The 17093-nt window shown below is 70.8% G+C and carries 15 protein-coding genes; 8 read left to right on the plus strand and 7 right to left on the minus strand.

All coding sequences use genetic code 11. The features are described from left to right. Nucleotides 1-121 precede the first annotated feature (121 nt). Nucleotides 122-595, minus strand: coding sequence for an FxsA family protein (locus CQW49_RS12845; protein ID WP_003609220.1), 474 nt, complete (start codon nucleotides 593-595; stop codon nucleotides 122-124). 225 nt (nucleotides 596-820) lie between these two features. Between CQW49_RS12845 and CQW49_RS12850 the strand changes: the two genes are divergently transcribed. Genes CQW49_RS12850 through CQW49_RS12860 form a run of 3 tightly spaced genes read left to right on the plus strand, consistent with a single transcriptional unit; the run spans nucleotide 821 to nucleotide 3212 of the window. Then, nucleotides 821-1510, plus strand: coding sequence for a Tim44/TimA family putative adaptor protein (locus CQW49_RS12850; protein ID WP_003609218.1), 690 nt, complete (start codon nucleotides 821-823; stop codon nucleotides 1508-1510). 8 nt (nucleotides 1511-1518) lie between these two features. After that, the gene (gene mltA / locus CQW49_RS12855) at nucleotides 1519-2616 is read left to right on the plus strand and encodes a murein transglycosylase A (RefSeq protein ID WP_003609217.1); all 1098 of its coding nucleotides are present in this window, start codon (nucleotides 1519-1521) and stop codon (nucleotides 2614-2616) included. Next, entirely contained in the window at nucleotides 2613-3212 is a 600-nt protein-coding gene (locus CQW49_RS12860) for a Smr/MutS family protein (protein ID WP_003609215.1), read from the plus strand. The genes mltA and CQW49_RS12860 overlap by 4 nt, the downstream gene beginning before the upstream one ends. Nucleotides 3213-3543: 331 nt before the next feature. Here the strand turns inward: CQW49_RS12860 and CQW49_RS12865 are convergent, their stop codons facing one another. From CQW49_RS12865 to CQW49_RS12875, 3 genes are all read right to left on the minus strand, one after another. Then, nucleotides 3544-4944, minus strand: coding sequence for a heme biosynthesis protein HemY (locus tag CQW49_RS12865; RefSeq protein WP_003609214.1), 1401 nt, complete (start codon nucleotides 4942-4944; stop codon nucleotides 3544-3546). 14 nt (nucleotides 4945-4958) lie between these two features. Further along, the gene (locus CQW49_RS12870) at nucleotides 4959-6413 is read right to left on the minus strand and encodes a COG4223 family protein (protein ID WP_003609211.1); all 1455 of its coding nucleotides are present in this window, start codon (nucleotides 6411-6413) and stop codon (nucleotides 4959-4961) included. Nucleotides 6414-6528: 115 nt separating this feature from the next. Beyond that, the gene (locus CQW49_RS12875; protein ID WP_003609208.1) at nucleotides 6529-7392 is read right to left on the minus strand and encodes an HpcH/HpaI aldolase/citrate lyase family protein; all 864 of its coding nucleotides are present in this window, start codon (nucleotides 7390-7392) and stop codon (nucleotides 6529-6531) included. A gap of 98 nt (nucleotides 7393-7490) precedes the next feature. Here CQW49_RS12875 and CQW49_RS12880 point away from each other — a divergent pair, with 98 nt between their 5' ends. From CQW49_RS12880 to CQW49_RS12890, 3 genes are read left to right on the plus strand one after another with little or no spacing between them, the layout of a single operon-like run. Further along, nucleotides 7491-8210 (plus strand): carbonic anhydrase, encoded by a 720-nt coding sequence (locus CQW49_RS12880; RefSeq protein WP_003609207.1) that lies wholly within the window; start codon nucleotides 7491-7493, stop codon nucleotides 8208-8210. A 15-nt stretch (nucleotides 8211-8225) separates the two neighbouring features. Further along, nucleotides 8226-9134: a TIGR01459 family HAD-type hydrolase gene (locus CQW49_RS12885; protein WP_003609205.1), complete on the plus strand. Its 909-nt coding sequence runs from the start codon at nucleotides 8226-8228 to the stop codon at nucleotides 9132-9134. Nucleotides 9135-9189: 55 nt separating this feature from the next. Continuing rightward, nucleotides 9190-9666 carry a MaoC family dehydratase gene (locus CQW49_RS12890; RefSeq protein ID WP_003609203.1) on the plus strand — a complete coding sequence of 159 codons (477 nt, stop codon included), beginning with the start codon at nucleotides 9190-9192 and terminating at the stop codon, nucleotides 9664-9666. 91 nt (nucleotides 9667-9757) lie between these two features. Here the strand turns inward: CQW49_RS12890 and CQW49_RS24605 are convergent, their stop codons facing one another. After that, entirely contained in the window at nucleotides 9758-9919 is a 162-nt protein-coding gene (locus CQW49_RS24605; RefSeq protein WP_003609200.1) for a hypothetical protein, read from the minus strand. Between the two features lie 194 nt (nucleotides 9920-10113). Here CQW49_RS24605 and CQW49_RS12895 point away from each other — a divergent pair, with 194 nt between their 5' ends. Continuing rightward, on the plus strand, nucleotides 10114-10791 hold the full coding sequence (locus CQW49_RS12895) for a hypothetical protein (RefSeq protein ID WP_003609198.1): 678 nt from the start codon (nucleotides 10114-10116) through the stop codon (nucleotides 10789-10791). 19 nt (nucleotides 10792-10810) lie between these two features. Here the strand turns inward: CQW49_RS12895 and CQW49_RS12900 are convergent, their stop codons facing one another. Together CQW49_RS12900 and CQW49_RS12905 are read right to left on the minus strand one after the other, a co-directional pair. Next, nucleotides 10811-11218, minus strand: a complete 408-nt coding sequence (locus CQW49_RS12900) for a hypothetical protein (RefSeq protein ID WP_003609196.1) — start codon at nucleotides 11216-11218, stop codon at nucleotides 10811-10813. A 133-nt stretch (nucleotides 11219-11351) separates the two neighbouring features. Further along, nucleotides 11352-11690 carry an SH3 domain-containing protein gene (locus CQW49_RS12905; RefSeq protein WP_003609194.1) on the minus strand — a complete coding sequence of 113 codons (339 nt, stop codon included), beginning with the start codon at nucleotides 11688-11690 and terminating at the stop codon, nucleotides 11352-11354. A gap of 295 nt (nucleotides 11691-11985) precedes the next feature. Here CQW49_RS12905 and CQW49_RS12910 point away from each other — a divergent pair, with 295 nt between their 5' ends. Continuing rightward, nucleotides 11986-17058: a hypothetical protein gene (locus CQW49_RS12910; RefSeq protein ID WP_024749720.1), complete on the plus strand. Its 5073-nt coding sequence runs from the start codon at nucleotides 11986-11988 to the stop codon at nucleotides 17056-17058. The last annotated feature ends 35 nt before the right edge of the window (nucleotides 17059-17093 follow it).

Here is a 17093-nt window from a genome sequence, read left to right on the forward strand (position 1 = left end):
GCTCCCGAACGGCGCGAACCCGATCGTCCCTCGCCACGGCGCCCGCGTAACATGCCTCCTTTCGAGCGACAACGGGAATCGGCGCGCGGAGAGAACGCGCTCCGATCGAACGGAAAACCCTCTACGCCGCTCCGGCCGGCGGCGCGCGGCGCGCCGGAGCCCGGCGCTTGCGCGGCTTTTCCTCGGTGACGGCCTTCCATTCATTCGGCGAAAGATCGATGGTTCTCGGTCCCTTGGTCGCCTCGACCTTGCCGCGCAGGCGGTCGGCGAGGCGCGCGCGCACAGAGGGCGCCTTCAGAGCGAGGCCGACGAGATCGGAGGCGAAGCCGGGCAGAATGAGCAGCAGGCTGCCGAAAGCCTCTATGCCGCCCTCGAGCAGATTGGCGCCGCGTCCCGTCTCCGCTTGCGGCTGCGCGAGGCGCTGGCGCAGATAGACGAACAGGCGCTTCACATCGGCGAGGCCGAGCAGCGTCGTGCCGACGCCGAGCATGACGGCGGCAATGACGCCGAGCACCTGCACGACGAAGACGAAAGCGATGATCTCGATGGCGAGCCAGGCCGCCAGCACGTAAGCGACGAGCTTCGACTTGTTCACGATCGTCCTCCGTTTCGGCGGATCGGCCGAGTTCGACCGAGAAGCCCGGCTGTCCCGAGGGGCGCGGCGAGCGACCCGATAGAGTGTCGAGGGCGCTCGAGCCGTCCTCGCGGGGATGAGGAAAATGCGATTCCTGCGAGCTTGCGGCCTGATCGCAGGGGCTTGATTCGTGACATTTGGGTTGCGACATGATACGCGACAATCCTTCCGACCGGGAGACGCCCTTTGCCGGCCAATGAAGCTTTCGATCCCTCGATCCTCGTTCTCGCCGCGCTAGCGGCTTTCGTCGTATGGAAATTATGGTCCGTGCTCGGCGTCCGAACCGATCGCGAGAACTCCGCCGCGGGTCGCGTTCCGAGTCCCGGTCGGCGCTTCGGCGTCGTTCCGCCGCCCGCGAGCACGGGTTTCGCCGCTCCGCCCCAGGATCAGAGCCGTTGGGACGGTCTCGCGGAGCCGGGAAGCAAGGGCTGGGCGGGGCTCGACGCCCTCGCCGCCGCCGACCGCGGTTTCGACGCGAAGAATTTTCTCGAAGGCGCGAAGAAGGCCTATGAGCTCGTGGTCGAATCCTTCGCCAAGGGCGACCGGGAGATGTTGCGCAATCTCCTCGCCAATGATGTCTATGACAGCTTCGCCAAGGCCATAGCGGCGCGGGAGCAGCGCGGCGAGAGCGCCGAAGCCCGGGTCGTCGCGATCGAGACGGCCAGCGTCGAGGACGCCCAGGTCGAGCGCGGCCGGGCGCAGGTCGCCATACGTTTCGTCGTGAAGCTGATCTCGGCGCGCCGCGACAGCGCGGGAGAGGTGATCGAGGGCGACGTCGAACGCCCGATCGACATCACCGATCTGTGGACATTCGCGCGTGACATCTCCTCGCGCGACCCGAATTGGAAGCTGGTCGCGACCGAAACCATTCACTAGAGCCGCGCGTGGGCCTGCCCGTCGATCTCGAGCCGATCGCTTTCGACGTGCTCGCCGGCTTCGCCGAGGATGATCTCTGCGAGGCGTTTCGTGTGTTCCGCCGATCGGCGGAGGCGCTCGTCGGCAAGGTCGCGGTTCTGCGGCCCGGCGTCGGGCCCGATGCGGCGCTGCTGCGCGTCTGCCGCGCCGCGCTCGCCGACGCCGAGGCGGCGAGCGCGCAAGACGCGGCGCGACGCTTCTTCGAGCAGACATTTCGTCCGCACAGGCTGCGCGGCAACGGCTTCGTCACTGCTTATTACGAGCCGGTCATCGCCGCGCGCCGATCGCCGGACGCCGAATTCGCCGTCCCGGTTCCGGCGCGTCCGGCCGATCTCGTCACCCTCAATGACGCGCCGATCGCCGGCGAGAATGGCGAGCCTCTCACCAGCGCGCGGCGACGCGGCGATGGCGGCCTCGAGCCCTACCCCGACCGGCGCGCGCTCGAGGACGGTCCGGAGGCGGCGACGCTGCGGCCGATCGCCTTCCTGCGCGATCGCGTCGAGCTGTTTCTGCTGCAGGTGCAGGGCTCCGGCCGGCTGCGCTTCGCCGATGGAAGCGAGCTGCCGGTCACTTATGACGGTCGCAACGGCCGGCCTTATACGTCGATCGGCCGGGTGCTGATCGAGCGAGGGATCGTCGCCGCCGATGTGATGTCGCTCGACGCGCTGAAAGCGGCGATTCGGGCGATGGGCGCGGGGCCGGGCGAGGCCGGCGCGCGGCTGATGCAGGAGAACCGCTCCTTCGTGTTCTTTTGCGCCGACGAGTCGCCGCAGCGACGGATCGGGCCGATCGGCGGCGCCGGCGTTCCGCTCACGCCGCTGCGCTCCATCGCGATCGATCGCTCCATCTGGCCCTATGCGACGCTTTTCTGGATTTCGGCGGCGCTGCCGGAGGCGACATTCGCGCGGCTGACGATCGCGCAGGACACCGGCTCGGCGATCCTCGGCGCCGCGCGCGCCGATCTCTTTTTCGGCGCCGGCGACGAGGCCGGCGCGCGCGCCGGCCGCATTCGCCATCCCGCCGATTTCGTCGTCCTGCTGCCGCGCGCCGCGGAGGGCGACCCGTGAGCGACGAGCCGCCGCGCCGGGACCCACCTCGCCGCGGCCGCGCGCGCTTTCTCACTCCCGAAGAGGTCGATCTTTGGCGCAAGGTGACGGCTGATGTCCGGCCAGCTCTGGGCCGCTCGCGCCGCCGCGCGCCCTCGTCCGAAGCGGTCGGGGAGCCGGCGGCGACGAAGAGCGCCGCCGCCGATCGCCCGCCTGCAGCTGCGACGGCGCCGCCGAAGAAGCCGCCGCCGCCCCCGCGCCAGGCGCCGGCGCCGGCTGATCTCGATCACCGCACCCGCACCAAGCTGCGGCGCGGCACGCTCGAGGTCGAGGCCCGGCTCGATCTGCATGGCTTGCGGCAGGCGGAGGCGCAGGACGCGCTCGTCACCTTCCTGCGCCGGGCGCAGGCGAGCGGCGCGCGCATGGCGATCGTGGTCACGGGAAAGGGAGCGCGCAGCGAGGAAGGCGGCGTGCTGCGCCGGCTCGTGCCGCTGTGGCTGCAAGGCGCGCAAATGCGCGATCTGGTGGTGAGCTTCGGCGAGGCGGCGCGCCATCACGGCGGCGAAGGCGCGCTCTATGTGCAGATCCGCCGCGCCGGGCGCGGCAAGCCGGGGTAAGGCGATACGGCGAAATAAATGAACCGCTTATCCATTCCGTTGTCGAATAGGGCGCTCTCCCTTCTCCCGCAGGGCGGGAGAAGGTGGCCCCGCGAAGCGGGGTCGGATGAGGGCCCTCCCGGAAAAACTGTTTCGAATTCAAAAGCGAAGCGCTGTTGGCGAGCCGGAAGCGCCCTCATCCGACCCTCGCTGAAGCGAGGGCCGCCTTCTCCCACAAGTGGGAGAAGGGACGCGCGTCGAGAGTCGGAATGAAGCTGTTATTTCGCCGTGTTGCCTAAGGTTCGGTCCCCTGGAAGGAGGCTCCAGAAGGCGAGATGGGCGAGGGAGCTGGTTACTCCGCCGCGCCGCTGTCGGCGTCGATCTCCGCCGCCTCCAGCAGGCGCTCTTGCCGGGTTGTCAGGAAGGCGGCGGGAATGCCGGCGCGGGCGTCCTCGGCCGGGCCGCGGATCGGCTCCGGCGGGGTGGTCCACACGAAAGCGTCGAGCTTGCCGGTCACCGGCGACGCCGGCGCCCAGCTGCGCGAGATGACGCCGTCGGCGATCCAGGCCGGATCGCGCGGCGCGCGCGAGCCGCGCGCCAGCCATTCGCGCACCGGCCCGCTCGGCCCGTTCTCCGCGTCCTCCACCTCGGCCATCAGCAGGCAGATTTGCGCCGTCGGCGCCTGGCCCTCGGCGACGAGCGGAGCGAGCGCCCGCCGCGCCATGGCGAAGTCGCGCGCCGCCAGCGCCGCGCGCGCGACGATGACGCCGCTCTCGGGCGCCTTGGGGGCGGCCAAAGCGAGCTTCTTCACCCGCGCCAGCCGCTCGGCGTTGGATTCGCTCGGCGAAGCGTCGAGATAAGCGGCGACGATGTCGGGATGCGGATTTTCCGCATAGGCTTTTTCCAGCAGCTTCAGCGCCTTGGCGCTATCGCCATGGCGCGCCAGCAGCCGGCCGATCAGCGCGATCGCCGGCACCAGCGTCGGCGCGCGCTTCACCGCCTGGCGGGCGAGATGCAGCGCCTCGCTCGGCGAATCGACTTGCTTCTCCATCGCGAGCGCCGTTTCCACCACCGCCCGCAGGCGTTGGGCGGTCGGCAGATCGATCGCCTTGGCCTTGAGATTGGCCTCGATGGCGACGCGCGCCTCCTCCCAATCGGCGTTGGAGCCGTGATGCTCCAGCAGCGCATGGCCGGCCCAGGGCACGGGCGCGAGCTGATGCGCCTGATCGGCGAAGAGATGCGCCGCCTCGGCGTCATTGCGGCGCTTGGCCTCGATATGCAGGCCGCGCAGGCCGAGCAGGCGCGTCTCGGAGAGCAGCGTCATCTCGTGGAACGCCGTCTCCGCGCCGACGCGGTCGCCCTCGAGCTGGGCGACCTGCGCCTTCAGCAAAAAGGTGAGCGGCTCCTTGGCGAGACATTTCTCGGCCTCTTTCGACGCCTTCTTCGCAGCGCCGACATGGCCGGCGCCGGCGGCGATGATGCCGCGCGAGAGCGCCTGAAATCCTTTTTCGCGGCGTCTCGATCGGGAGCTCTGGGCGAGCCGCGTCGGCGCTTGAAAAAACGAGACGAGGATCGCCCAGGCGATGATGACGAGGGCGATGAGGCCGAGCGTCGCGGCGATCGCGACGAGCAGCGAGGTCTCGATATGATAGCCGCCCCAATCCAGCGTGATGGAGCCGGGATGCTCGAGCATCCAGTGGAGGCCGAGGGAGAGGGCGGCGAGAGCCGCGAGAAAGATGAGCAGCAGAAGCATGATCGGTCGGTCCCTCAGCTCTTGCCCTTTTTGCCGAGCGCCGCGATCGCGCTCGAGAGAATGGTCGCGGCGGCGCTGTCGGCCTCGAGCCGGCGCCGCGCCGACTCCTCCCACTCCCGCGCCAGCGCCCGGGCGTCTTCCGGCAGATCGGCGAAAGCGGCGAGCGCGGCGCCGATATCCTCATGGCCGAGCGCCGCTTCGATCTTCGTCGTGATCTCGGCGATCTCGATCTTGGTCGCCTCGCCCGGCGCCCGCATCTTGACCAGCTTGGAGGCGCCGTGGATCAGTCGGTCGGAGAGCGACTCCTCGGCGTGCGGCTCGGCCGCCGTCTCCATGCGCTTGACGAGCGGATGGAACGCCGTCTTCAGCGTATGGGGCGTCGGCGCGCCGGTCTCCGCCGAAGCGGCGAGACGCTCCAGCGCCTCCTTGTCGGCGCCCTGGGCGGCGAGCGCGGCGAACTCGGTCGAGAAGGGCGCGCCGCGCTCCAGCGCTTTTTGCAGCGAATGGGCGATCACGACGACGGCGGCGGGATTGGGCTCGTCCTCCGCGGGCTTTTGCGGCGGCTCGATCATCGCCTCTTTCGGCAGGCGACTTTCATCCTTCGGCGAATCGAGCCGCTCGCGCAGCGCCTTCATCTCGTCTCCGAGCTCGTCGATCCGGCCTTCGAGCCCGCTGACATTGTCGTTGAGGTCGCGAAACTCCGGCGTCGCGGCGCTCGCCGCCGGCGCGCTCGGCGTGGGGGTCGGGGCGTTCGCGGCGGCGTCGCGCGCCTGCTCGGCGAGGTTCAGCGCGGAGCGCGCGATCTGCTCCAGCTCGCCGAGGCGCTTCGTCAGCGCGTCGATCTCCGCGCGAGCCTCGCTGTCCAGCTCGGGGAGGGCGGCGACGACCGGCGGCGGTTCATGAGCGGGAGCGGGCGGCGCTTCGAGAACGGGCCGCGGCGGCGGCGTCGGCGCATCGATCGGCGGCGGCGCGGACCAGGTGATTCGCTCTCCGTCGTCGCTCGGCGACGCTGGCTTCGACTCGGCCGGCTTCGATTCGGTCGGCTTGATTTCGGCGTGCAGCGGCGGGCGCGGCTCGGGCGCAGGGCTCGGCGGCTTCTTGCTCGGCCGCGCGGCGTCGCCGAGCCATTTCACGCTCGTTTCGCGCAGCGAGGCGACGAGCTTCTCGGGCCGGGCGGAATAGTCGTCGACGAGAGCGGCGAAAGCGGCGAGCTTCTCGTGCTTGTCGCGAAAGCGATAGGCCGCGATCGCTCCGGCGGTCGCTGCGAGGCCGAGAATCGCCACGGCCGAGGTCATGAGCAGCCGGTTCTTGCGGCGCGTCGGGGGCGCGGCCTCCATCGGCGCCGGAGTTGCTTGCAGAGCAGGCTGCGCCTCGACCGAATCGGCGGGCTCGACCGAGGGGCGGTCGGCGGCGGCCGCGTCCAAGGCTCCGGAACCACGCGTTTCGGGGTCTTTCTCGTCTTGCGCCATTTCGGGGGCTCCTCGCCGCGCTTTCTTATAGACGAGCCCGTCCTTATAGACGAGCCCGGCGGAAGGCGAAACATAGAGAGCGCCGAGCCGCGCCGCAGCGCCGCGCTCGGGCTCCTCAATCTGCAGCGCCCGCGAGCGCCAGCGTGCGGCGGGCTCCGTCGAGATGCAGCCGCTCCACCATGCGCCCGTCGACTTGCGCGACGCCGACGGCGGCGTTCTCGGGCGCGTCGAAAATCTCGACGATCCGGCGGGCGAAGGCGATCTCCGCCGGCGAGGGCGCGAACACCTCGTTGACGACGGCGATCTGCGACGGATGGATCAGCATCTTGCCGTCCATGCCGAGGTCACGGCCCTGCTCCGCCTCGCGGCGCAGCCCTTCGGCGTCGTTGAAATCATTGTAGATGCCGTCGATGATGTCGACATCGTGCAGCCGCGCGGCGAGCACGGCGGAGGAGAGCCAGGAGAGCAGCGCCGGCCGGCCGGGCGTCAGCCGCGCGCGCGTCGATTTGGCGATGTCATTGGGTCCGAGCACCATCGCCGCCAGCGGCGCCTCGGCGGCGGCGGAGGCGATCTTCTCTATGTCGAAAAGGGCGCGCGGCGTCTCGATCATGGCGTAGAGCGCCGTATGGGCCGGCGCGCCGGCGGCGGCGATGTCGCGCGCGGCGCGCAGAATATCCTCGCGGCTGTTGGCCTTGGGGATCACGATCGCGTCGGGCCCGGCCGCCGCCACGGCGGCGATGTCGGCCGCATACCAGGGCGAATCGAAGACATTGACGCGCACGACGATCTCGCGCGCGCCATAGCCGCCGCCGCGCACCGCCGCGACGACCTGCTCGCGCGCGGCGTCCTTGGCGCTCTCGGCCACCCCGTCCTCGAGCTCGAACATCAGCACATCGGCTGCGAGCGTCTTGCCCTTCTCCAGCGCGCGCGCGTTCGATCCGGGCATGGCCAGCATGCTGCGTCGCAGTCGTGACATCATGGCGCCGTCATTCTCCCCTTGCTTCGTCGGTTGGCCTCCACAATAAAGGAGCGAAGGCCGGCGCGCCATCGCCCTCGGGCGCGAAGTCAGGATCGAGAATGGACGACACCGGCGCCGCCGCGGCGCCCGCGGAGCTGTTGCCGAGGCATCTTTCCGAGGGCTATGAGACGTTCCTCTCCGGCCGGTTCCGCGACGAGCGGCAGCGATTTCTCGAGCTCGCCGAGCAGGGCCAGCGTCCGAAGACCATGGTCATCGGCTGCTGCGATTCGCGTGTCGCTCCCGAGGCGATATTCGACGCCGGCCCCGGAGACTTGTTCGTCATCCGCAATGTCGGCAATCTGGTGCCGCCCTATGCGCCGGACGATCGATATCACGGCACCTCGGCGGCGCTCGAATATGCGGTGATGGCGCTCAAGGTTCAGCATATCGTCGTGCTCGGCCACGCCCTCTGCGGCGGTGTGCGCGCCTATGCCGAGAACCGGGCCGATCCTTACACGCGGCCGCTCTCGACCGGCGATTTCATCGGCCGCTGGACCGAGCTCCTCGCCCCCGCGGCCGAGCGCGCCGGCGCTGCTCCGGAGCCGCTCACCTCCGCCTATGTCGAGCGGCTGGCCCTCGAATCGATAAAGCAGGGTCTCGCGAATCTGCGCGGGTTTCCGATGGTGCAGACGCTCGAGCAGCGCGGCTATCTGCGGCTCCACGGCGCCTACTTCCGTGTGATGGACGGGCGCCTTCTGGCGTTGGACGAGGACTCGGGCCAATATCGCCAGGTCGCGCCCGGGGCGCATGAGTCGGCCTTCGCCGACCCGCGGATGTGAGAGAGGAGCCGAGGAGTGACGAGCCCTGCCGCCGATACGGCGCCGGTACCGCAGATCTCGGGCCTTGCCGCGCTGGCTCCACGCTATGACGCGCTCTTCTGCGACGTCTGGGGCGTGCTGATCGACGGCCGCTCACATTTTCCCGCCGCCGCCGCCGCGCTCGAGCGCTATCGCGCCGAAGGCGGCAAGGTCGTGCTGATCACCAACGCCTCGCGTCCGAGCCAGGAGGTGCGCGGCCAGCTCGATCGGCTGGGTCTCCCGCGCGCCGCCTATGACGATCTCGTGAGCGCCGGAGAGCTGACCATGCTCGGCATGGTCAGCCGCCCGGGCCAGACCTGTTTCCAGCTCGGCCCGCCGCGCGACAACGGCCTGTTCGAGGCGGCGCGGCGGCTGATGGGCGGCGAGCTGCGCCTCGTTCCGCTGGAGGAGGCCGATTATGTCGTCTGCACCGGGCTCGTCGACGAGCGGCGCGAGACGCCGGACGATTACGGGCCGACGCTCGCCGCCATGAAGGCGCGCGATCTCACCATGCTCTGCGCCAATCCCGATATCGTCGTCGGCGTCGGCGGCGAGCTGGTCTGGTGCGCCGGCGCCCTCGCCGAGCGCTATGCGGCGCTGGGCGGAAAAGTGGCGATGGCCGGCAAGCCGCATCCGGAGATTTATACGGCCGCCTTCGAGAGCCTCGCTCGTCTTGCCGGCGGCGCGGTCGACCGCTCGCGCGTCCTGGCGGTCGGGGACGGGGTCGCGACCGATCTCGTCGGCGCCGCCCGAGCGGGACTCGACAGCCTCTTTCTGCTGGACGGCGTCCACCGGGAGGAGCTGTTTCCGGGCCCCGAAGGGCGGCTCGACCACGCGGCGCTCGGCGAGCTTTTTGCACGGGCCCATGTCAAACCGGTTGCAATGACCTCTATTCTGGTGTGGTAGAAGGAGGTCAGCGCGGCGAAACCCCTTCTGCGACAACCCCGGCCGGTGAACGACGATGTCGACCCCCTTCAAGACCTATTATTTCGAAGACCTCAGCCTGGGGATGCGCGAGACCTTGATGAAGGCGGTCATGGACGACGACGTCATCGCCTTCGCAGACCTCTCGGGCGATCGCAATCCGATTCATCTCTCGGATCATTTCGCCAGCAAGACGCGCTTCGGCGAGCGCATCGTCCACGGCCTCTACACGGCGTCGCTGATCTCCACGGTGATCGGCATGTATCTGCCGGGACCGGGCGCGGTCTATCTGTCGCAGACGCTGAACTTCCGCGCTCCGGTCAAGATCGGCGACGTGATCCATGTGGTGGTCGAGATCGTCGAGCTGATCGAGAAGGGCCGCCGGGCGCGGCTGCATTGCGAATGCCTCGTCGACGGCAAGGTGGTGCTGGACGGCGAAGCCTGGGTCATGGTGCCGAGTCGCGAGCAGGCGACCCGCGCCGCGCAGCTGGCAAAGCCCGCGGCGCCGGTGTAGCGCCCCCGGTTTCGAAGAACGAGCCCGAAGGCTCGCGGTTCAGAGGCCGCGACTGGATCGCGAGCCTTCAGGCTCGCTCTTTCGGCGCGAATCAGTTCATGAATGCGACCGCGGCGAGAATCACGCCGGCGAGCGCGATTTGCGTTACGAACAGCCGCCTCAGAATATCGACTTTCAGATTGGCCATTTCCTTGCGCAGCTCTCCCGCCAGCTTTTTCAAGTGGGTCTTGGTCGCGATGGCGAGCGACGTCATCCCGTGTCCTTTTCCCCGAGTCATTGCGAACTTGCGTCGAGCGTAGCTCGTCGTCGTCGGTCGTCTCGCCCGCGCCGCTTATTAAGTAATCGTGACATGCGCTGGCCGTGCGTGCGCCGAACAAGCGCCTTTTTCTCTCGTCACGCTTCGCTTCCGCCCGAACGCCTCCGTCCCATCCATCAGGAACTTGGTCAGTGGATAGCCCGCAAGCGCTCGAAACCCCGCCGATAGCCGACGATGTGGCGGGGTCGCTCTTCGTCCGGCATTTGCTCCTCCCGCGCTGGGGCGTCTCCGCGAAACGCCAGGAGGCGCTGTATCGACGGCGGCCGCTCTCCGCCGCTCGCGGCGCGAGCGTCGCCGGAGCGGTGATCGGCGTCAGCCTCGCCTTCGGCGCCGGCGCCGGCGAGCTCGGCTTTCCCGCCTCGGCGCTCGGCGAGTTCGCCGAGAAGAACCGGCCGAGCTTCGAGACGGCGCCGCCGCTCGCGGCCGGGGCCGCTGCGCCCGCGATCATGCCCCCAGCGGCGCCGCCTGCGGAACCGCCGGCCCCGCAACCCGCTCCCGCGAGCCCGCCCGAGGCTCCGCCGCCGGCCGTGCGCGCGGCGCCGGAAGCGACGGGCGCGATGGACGAATATGAGGCGCGCTGCTTCGTGAAGATCGACGGGAAGGTGGTTGTCTCGAACAGCTGCCGCATCCTGCGCGACGGCGGCAAGAGCGTCGTCTTCGAGATCGAGGACGGGCCGCTCACCATCGACCAGCGACAGGGCCGCGTCTGGACGGCGCGTCTCAAGGACCGCGACTTCGGCAATGTCTACAAGACGGGCGAGTGCTGGGGCGCGCATGGCTTCTACGCCTGCGACCGCGGCCGCAAGTGAACGTCAGAACCAGTGAACGTCAGAACCAGCCGAATCCCGGTCGCCAGCCGAGCCCGCGATACCAGTCGACATGGCCGCCGGGAAAGCCATAGCGCCATTGCACGACTTGCGTGCCGGCATGAACCCAAGGCTTGTAGTACGGGCCGGCGGATTCGTAAGGATCGAACAGCGGCGGGTCCTCATGCAGCCAGACGCGGCCGCCGAGCGGCGGCAGCATGGGCGCCGTCGCCGGCGCGAGCGCCGCGACCTTCGCCCGGGCGCAGTGCGTGCGGCCGCGCGCCGGCGGACAGCGGCGCGGCGGAGTTCGGACCTCACGGACCTCGGGAGCTTCGGACGCGGCGCCTTCGGAGGATTGCGCCGAGGCGCCTGTCGCCGGCGCCGATAAAGCGGTGGTCGTCAGAATGAACGCGAGCATCGCGGATCGCATATTTGGCCTCGTCGACAGTCGAACCGACCGATCGAACGCTATCACGAAACGATTTTCTCGCCTATCGGGGCGGACCGGCCCCGCGAGAGGAGCAGCGCGCGAAATTTCGCGCGCTGCGGTCTTGCCGGCCGGCTCAGAACAGCGGGGCCGGGGCGGGAGCCGTGACGATCGCCGCCGGGACGGCGACGACCGGCGCAGGCACGGCCACGACCGGCGCGACGATGGCGGGACGCGCCAGCAGCGAGCTGGCCACGAAGCCGACATTGCCGGCATAGACCACGCGGGACCAGCCGCCGATATGTCCCCGCACCTCGACCACGGTCTTGGGCGGAATGGCGAGGATCGGCATGAAGGTCACGCCCGGACCCGAGCGGAAGGCGGCCAGATCGGTGACGATGCGCGGACCGGCGATGGCGGAGCCCGCTCCGGCGAGCAGCGCGACGGCGACGAGAGTTGCGAGTTTGGACTTCATTCAAGACCTCCAGGAAAGGCTTGCCTTTCGGCAATCATGTTGCCTCACGGCGGCGCAAGTAGCGCACGCGGGACGCTCGAACATGGGAGCGGCGCAAATTCCCTGAGCGACGAGGTTAACGCGCGAGCGCCGCGAATCTTGCTCGGCGCCTCTCTCGCGCGCGATGTCTGTGCGCCCGCGCATCGCTCGACTCCGCCAATCCCTATGAAACGCCCGAAGGCGCGCTCGACTCGCGAAGGCTCGCCGCATTAGGCTCGCGTTCGGCCGGCGAGCGCTCACGCGGCGGAGAAGTTGAATGAGACGATCGAATTTTCGCGATCTCGCCGTTGCGGCGGCCTGCGCTTGTCTCGCCGTCCTCGCGCCTTGCGCCGCTGAGGAGGCGCCGCGTTCCGCCGCCGGCCGGTTCTCGGCCAATGATCTGCCGGCCGATCGCGACGGCTCTGCGCTGCTGACCATTCCGCGGCCGGGCCGCTATGCGATCACGGCGCGCAGCGCGACGGGCGCGGCTCTGCAGCTCGTCGACATGATCGCCGGTCCCGGCGAGGTCGCCGGCGCCGCGGGCCTGCGCGACGGCCGCCTCGACGCGCTGCTCGACAAGGGCGTCTACAAGCTGCGCGTCTTCGGCGCGAAGGGCGCGGGCGGCAAGATCGCGCTCGCCGCCGCGCCCTTCGTCGAGCAGCAGAAGACGAGCGAGACGCTGGCGCCGGGCCGGACCATCGCCGCAGAGCTCGGCGATCTCGCGCAGCGCTCCTATGCGCTCGAGGTCGGCCCCTCGGGGCGCGTCGCCGTGGAGGCGTTGGGGCGCGCCCTGCGCGATGTGCGGCTGTGGCGCGAAAGCGGCGAGCTGGTCGATCTCGCGCCCGCGCGCGACGCCGTCGAGCCGCGCGCCGGCCGACCGATGACGCGCCTGCGGCTCGAGGGAACGATCGAGCCCGGCCGCTACGTCCTCACCGCCTATGGCGGCGAGCCGCTGGTGTGGCCGGAGGGCGACGGCGCGCAGCCGTTTCTGTTGCGCCGGATCGAGGAGGGATCGCTGGCGGCCGGTCTCGTCCGGGGGACGCTCGGCCCGTTCGGCTCGGCGCGTTTCGAGGCGCCGGCGGGCTATGACACGTTTCGTCTCGAGCTGGCGCAGCCCATCGCCGCGCGGCTCGAGGCGCGCCGCGGCGCCGGCGCGCCGAGCGTCGCCGTCCTCGACAAGAGGAGCCGCGAGCCGGTCGCGCTCGTCTCGCTCGCCGCCGACGGCAAGACTTCGGCCCGCGTCGAGATCGCCGGCTTAGAGGGGCAGGCGTTCACGCTGCGGGCGCTGAAGCGGGCGAGCCGTGCCGCGATCGAGGGGTCCGGCCCGCATCTCGTCGCGCTCGACGTCGCCGGCGAGGGCGCGGACGAGGTCCCCGCCACGGCGCTGCTGGCGCGCGCCGAGACCGGCGGCGCTCGTGTGCTCGCCGCCGATCTGCCGAGAGTCGGCGGCGGCCGCGCCTATCGCGCGAAATTCAATCTGCGCGGGCCGACGACGCTGCTGTTCGAGGCGACCGACACTGGCCCGGTGGCGATCGATTTCAAAGGCCCGCGCGTGCGCGCCGTCATCGAGCCGGCCTTCGCCGCCGCGGCGCCGCGCGCCGACGGGCGCCTGCCGCAGCGATACGACTTGCAGGCGGGCTTTTATTCGCTGTCGCTGGAGCCGGTCGAGGGCGCGGCCGGCGTTCTCGATCTGACGCTCGGGCCTCCCGGCCTCGTCCCGCCGCTCGGGCCGCCGCCGCCCGCCCGCTCCGCCATCTCCTTCGGCCGCCAGGATCTCGACAAGGCCGGCTCCTATTTTCTTCTCGTCAACAGCGCGCCCGGCCTCGTCGCCGGGCCCCGCGTAACCGCTCTGCCGGCCGATCTCGAGAAAGGCTCGGCGGCGCTCTGGCGCGGGGTGGCGGGTGAAGAGTCGTTGCCGGTCCGCGCGCCGCGCGCCGGAAAAATCCTCGTCGTCGATGAGGAAGGCGCGAGTCGTCCCGCCGAGATCGTCGAGGAGAGGATCGACAAGGATGTTCGTCTCGCGGTCGTTCGTCTTGCCGCGAGCGTCCGTCCGCAGGCGGTAGGAATATTCCATGCGCCGGAGCCGGAGGCCGCGACGGGCGTGGCGGCGAAGGAGACGCCGGCCGTGACCATCGCCGCGGCGAAACCCGCCTGGTTCGATCTCGCCCGCGACGAGCGCCGCGAGTTTCGCTTCGAGGCGCCGGAGGGCGGCCTCTATCGCGTCGAGACGCTCGGGCGGCTGCAGACGCGGCTCGCGCTCGGCGCGGCGGTCAGCCCGCGTCTCGGCGAAGGGGAGAACAATGGCCCCGGCCATAATGCGCTGGTCACCGCCTATCTGCGCGCCGGCGCCTATCGCGCCGCCGTCACCGCGCGCGAATCGGCCGGCCATCTCGGCCTCTCGGTGAAGCCGGTCGCCGTGGCGACGACGGCGCCCATCCTCGGCGACGGCTCCGCGAGCGCCGCGCTCGACGGCGGGCGCGGCGCGGTCGTTCCGATCGAGATCGCCGAGGCGGGGAATTACAGGCTCGATCTCCAGGGGCTCGGCAAAGAGTGGCGGGCGCGGCTCGAGGAGGCGGACGGCTGGCCGCTGACGACGCCGGGTCCGATCGCCCGCCTCATCCGCCGCTTCGAGCCGGGGAGCTATCGGCTCGTCGTGCTGCCGGAAGATGTCGAGGGTCGTTTCGTCGCCCGTCTGCGCAAGATCGTGACGCCGGCGCCGCTCGCGGGACATGGGCCCCATGCGCTCGCCTTCGACGCGCCGCAAAGGCTGCAATGGCGCGAGCCCGCGGTGAAGGGCGCCCCGCGCGATCCGGATGTCTGGACCTTCTCGCTGGCCGGCGAATCCGATGTCGAGATCGACATCGGCGAGGGCATGATCGCCGAGCTGTTCCGCGGCGCCGAAAGCGTCGGCAAATTCGCCCTTGGCCGCAAATTCGCGAAGAAGCTCGCCGCTGGCGCCTATCGTGTCGAGGCGCGCAGCCTCGCCCATGACGATCGGCTCGATTACCAGATCGCCCTCTCCTCCGTGCAATTGCAGCCCGGCGCCCCGCGCTTCGTGCAGCTGCCGACGCGCTTGCCGTTCGCCATTGCCGAGGACCGCATCGTCGATGTGACGAGCTTTGGCGACGAAGAGATGATCGGCGCGCTCGAGGACGAGAATGGCGCGGTGATCGAGCGGCTGGAGGGCCGCGCCGACAACTGGAATATGTCGTTGTCGCGCCGTCTGCCGGCGGGCGCCTATCGCCTGCGGCTCGACGCGACGAAGAACAAGAGCGAAGCTTCCGAGGACGAAGCGGAAGGCGAGCCGAGCGCGGAGGCGGCGAGCGACGCCGCCGATCCTGCGGGCGTCGAAATTCGTCTCGCTCTGCCGGCGTCGGCGCCCGCCGAGGCGCTGAGCTTCTCCGGCCTGCGCACGCTCGCCGGCGCCGGCGCGCATGAGCTGGCTCTGCCGGTCGCCTCGGACGGGCGGTTGATGGCGGTCGCCGCGCAATCCTCCCGCGTGATCGCTCTGTCGATCGAAAAGCGCGGCGCCGACGGGCGTTGGAGCGTCCTCGCCCGCGAGTGCGGGGTCGCGCCGGTCGCCGCCTGGCCGGCCGCTGCGGGCGAATGGCGCGCCGTCGTCTGGACCATCGGCGGCGCCGAGGCGCCGATGTCGCTCGCCGCCCGCAGTTTTGCGCGCCCAGCGGGTCCGCTCGGCAATGTGACGCTGGAGCCGGCGCCGATCGAAGGGCTGGAGAGTCGGCTGTGCCTCGGCCTCGTCCGCACGCCCGGCGCCGCGCTGGTCGCCATCGGCCCGGCGCCGGCCGGCCTTTCCGCCGGCTCGACCCCTGGCAAGCCGCTGGAGCCGGCTGACGCCGGCGCGTTGGCGCCGCAGTCGGACGCGCTCTGGCTGCTCGCTCGCGGCGACGACTGCCCCACCGCGCGCGTCGCGGCGCTGGCGCCGAGCGGAGCCGAGATCGCGCTGACGCTCGGCGCCGGGGAGCGCGCCATGCTGCCGGCCGCGCCGCCGCCGGCCGGCAAGGCGCGGCTGTGGCTCGCGCGCTCGGCCTTCGGCCAGCCGGGTGTTTCCGCCGGCCGCGGTTTCGCCGTCGCGCCGGGGGCGGCGCTGGCGCTCGCCGGCGACACGCCGCCGCAGCTCTGGAACGCCGCGGGCGCCGAGCCGCTGCGCCTCACCGCGCAGCCGATCGACGTCGCCATCGCCCCGCCGCTGCGCGCCGAGGCGCTCTTTTCCGGGGTCGTGCCGCCCTTCACCGCGCAGCCGGTGACGCTGGACCGCCCAGGCGGCGCGCTGGCGCTGGACCTTTCGAGCGGCCTCGCCGCCTTTTCGGCGCCGAACGAGTCGCGCGTCTTCGCCGCTTTCGCTGACGCCGCGCCGCTTTCGCGCCGCATCGACGCGGCGCGCGACATCTGGCTCGTCAATCCGACCGACCATCCGGCGCCCGCGCGCCTCGCTGTCGCGGCCGAGCGTTACGAGCCGCTGACGGCGGAACGCGTCGCCAAGCGCTTTTTCGGCGCGGCGGGCGAGATCGCCCATCGGGTGGAGGCGATAGCCGGCGATAGGCTGGTCGTCGCCGGCGGCGACGCGACCTTCGTCGGCGCCGACGGGCGGGTGGCGCGTGGGCGCTCGCTGCGGCTCGACGGGCCCGGGGAGGTCGTGATCGCTTTTGGTCCGGGCCTCGTCGCCGCCTGGATCGAGCGCGCCGGCCATTCGCCCTGGCCGGCGACGACGCCGACGCCCGTGACCGCGCCTTACGCCGCGGCGCTCGGCGGCGAGGCGCAGGCCTTCGCGCTCGATGTGATCGCGCCCGCCGTTCTCGACATTCGCACGAGCGCCCCGGCGATCGTCGCGGTGACGCAGAATGGCGCGCGGGAGGTCTCGACCTTCCCGGCCGGCGTCGAGCTGCATCGCTATGCGGCGCCGGGCCGCGTGCTCGTCGAGATCGTCTCGCCGCAGGACGGTCCCCTCTCCGGCTCGCTGACGCTATCGACCACGCCGGTCGTCGCCGCGGCGGAGGGCGTCAACGCGCCCGTTGCGCTCGGCCCCGGCGGGTCGGCCCTGTTCACCTTCGAGGTGAAGACGGCAGGCGAGATCGGCCTCGGCCTGCGCGCCGAGCCGGATCGCGCCGAGCTGCGCCTCTTCGACGTCTCGGGCAAGACTCTTCGAGACGGCGCGGCGCAGATCATCCGTCTCGAGCCCGGCCGTTATTTCGCGGAGGCGCGCACGCCTCTCGACGCTCCGGTGACGACGTTGCGCCTCGCCCTGCGCGGTCTCGCCCCGCCGCCTTCCGGCCCACCGCCGGAGGTGGTGGCGGAGTTCGCGGAGAAGGCCGGAAAGAGAGTCGGGAAATGAGCGCGATGAACCGTTTTGCCTTTCTGTTCCCCGCT

The sequence above is a fragment of the Methylosinus trichosporium OB3b genome (genome assembly GCF_002752655.1).
GTDB classification, from domain to species: Bacteria; Pseudomonadota; Alphaproteobacteria; order Rhizobiales; family Beijerinckiaceae; genus Methylosinus; species Methylosinus trichosporium.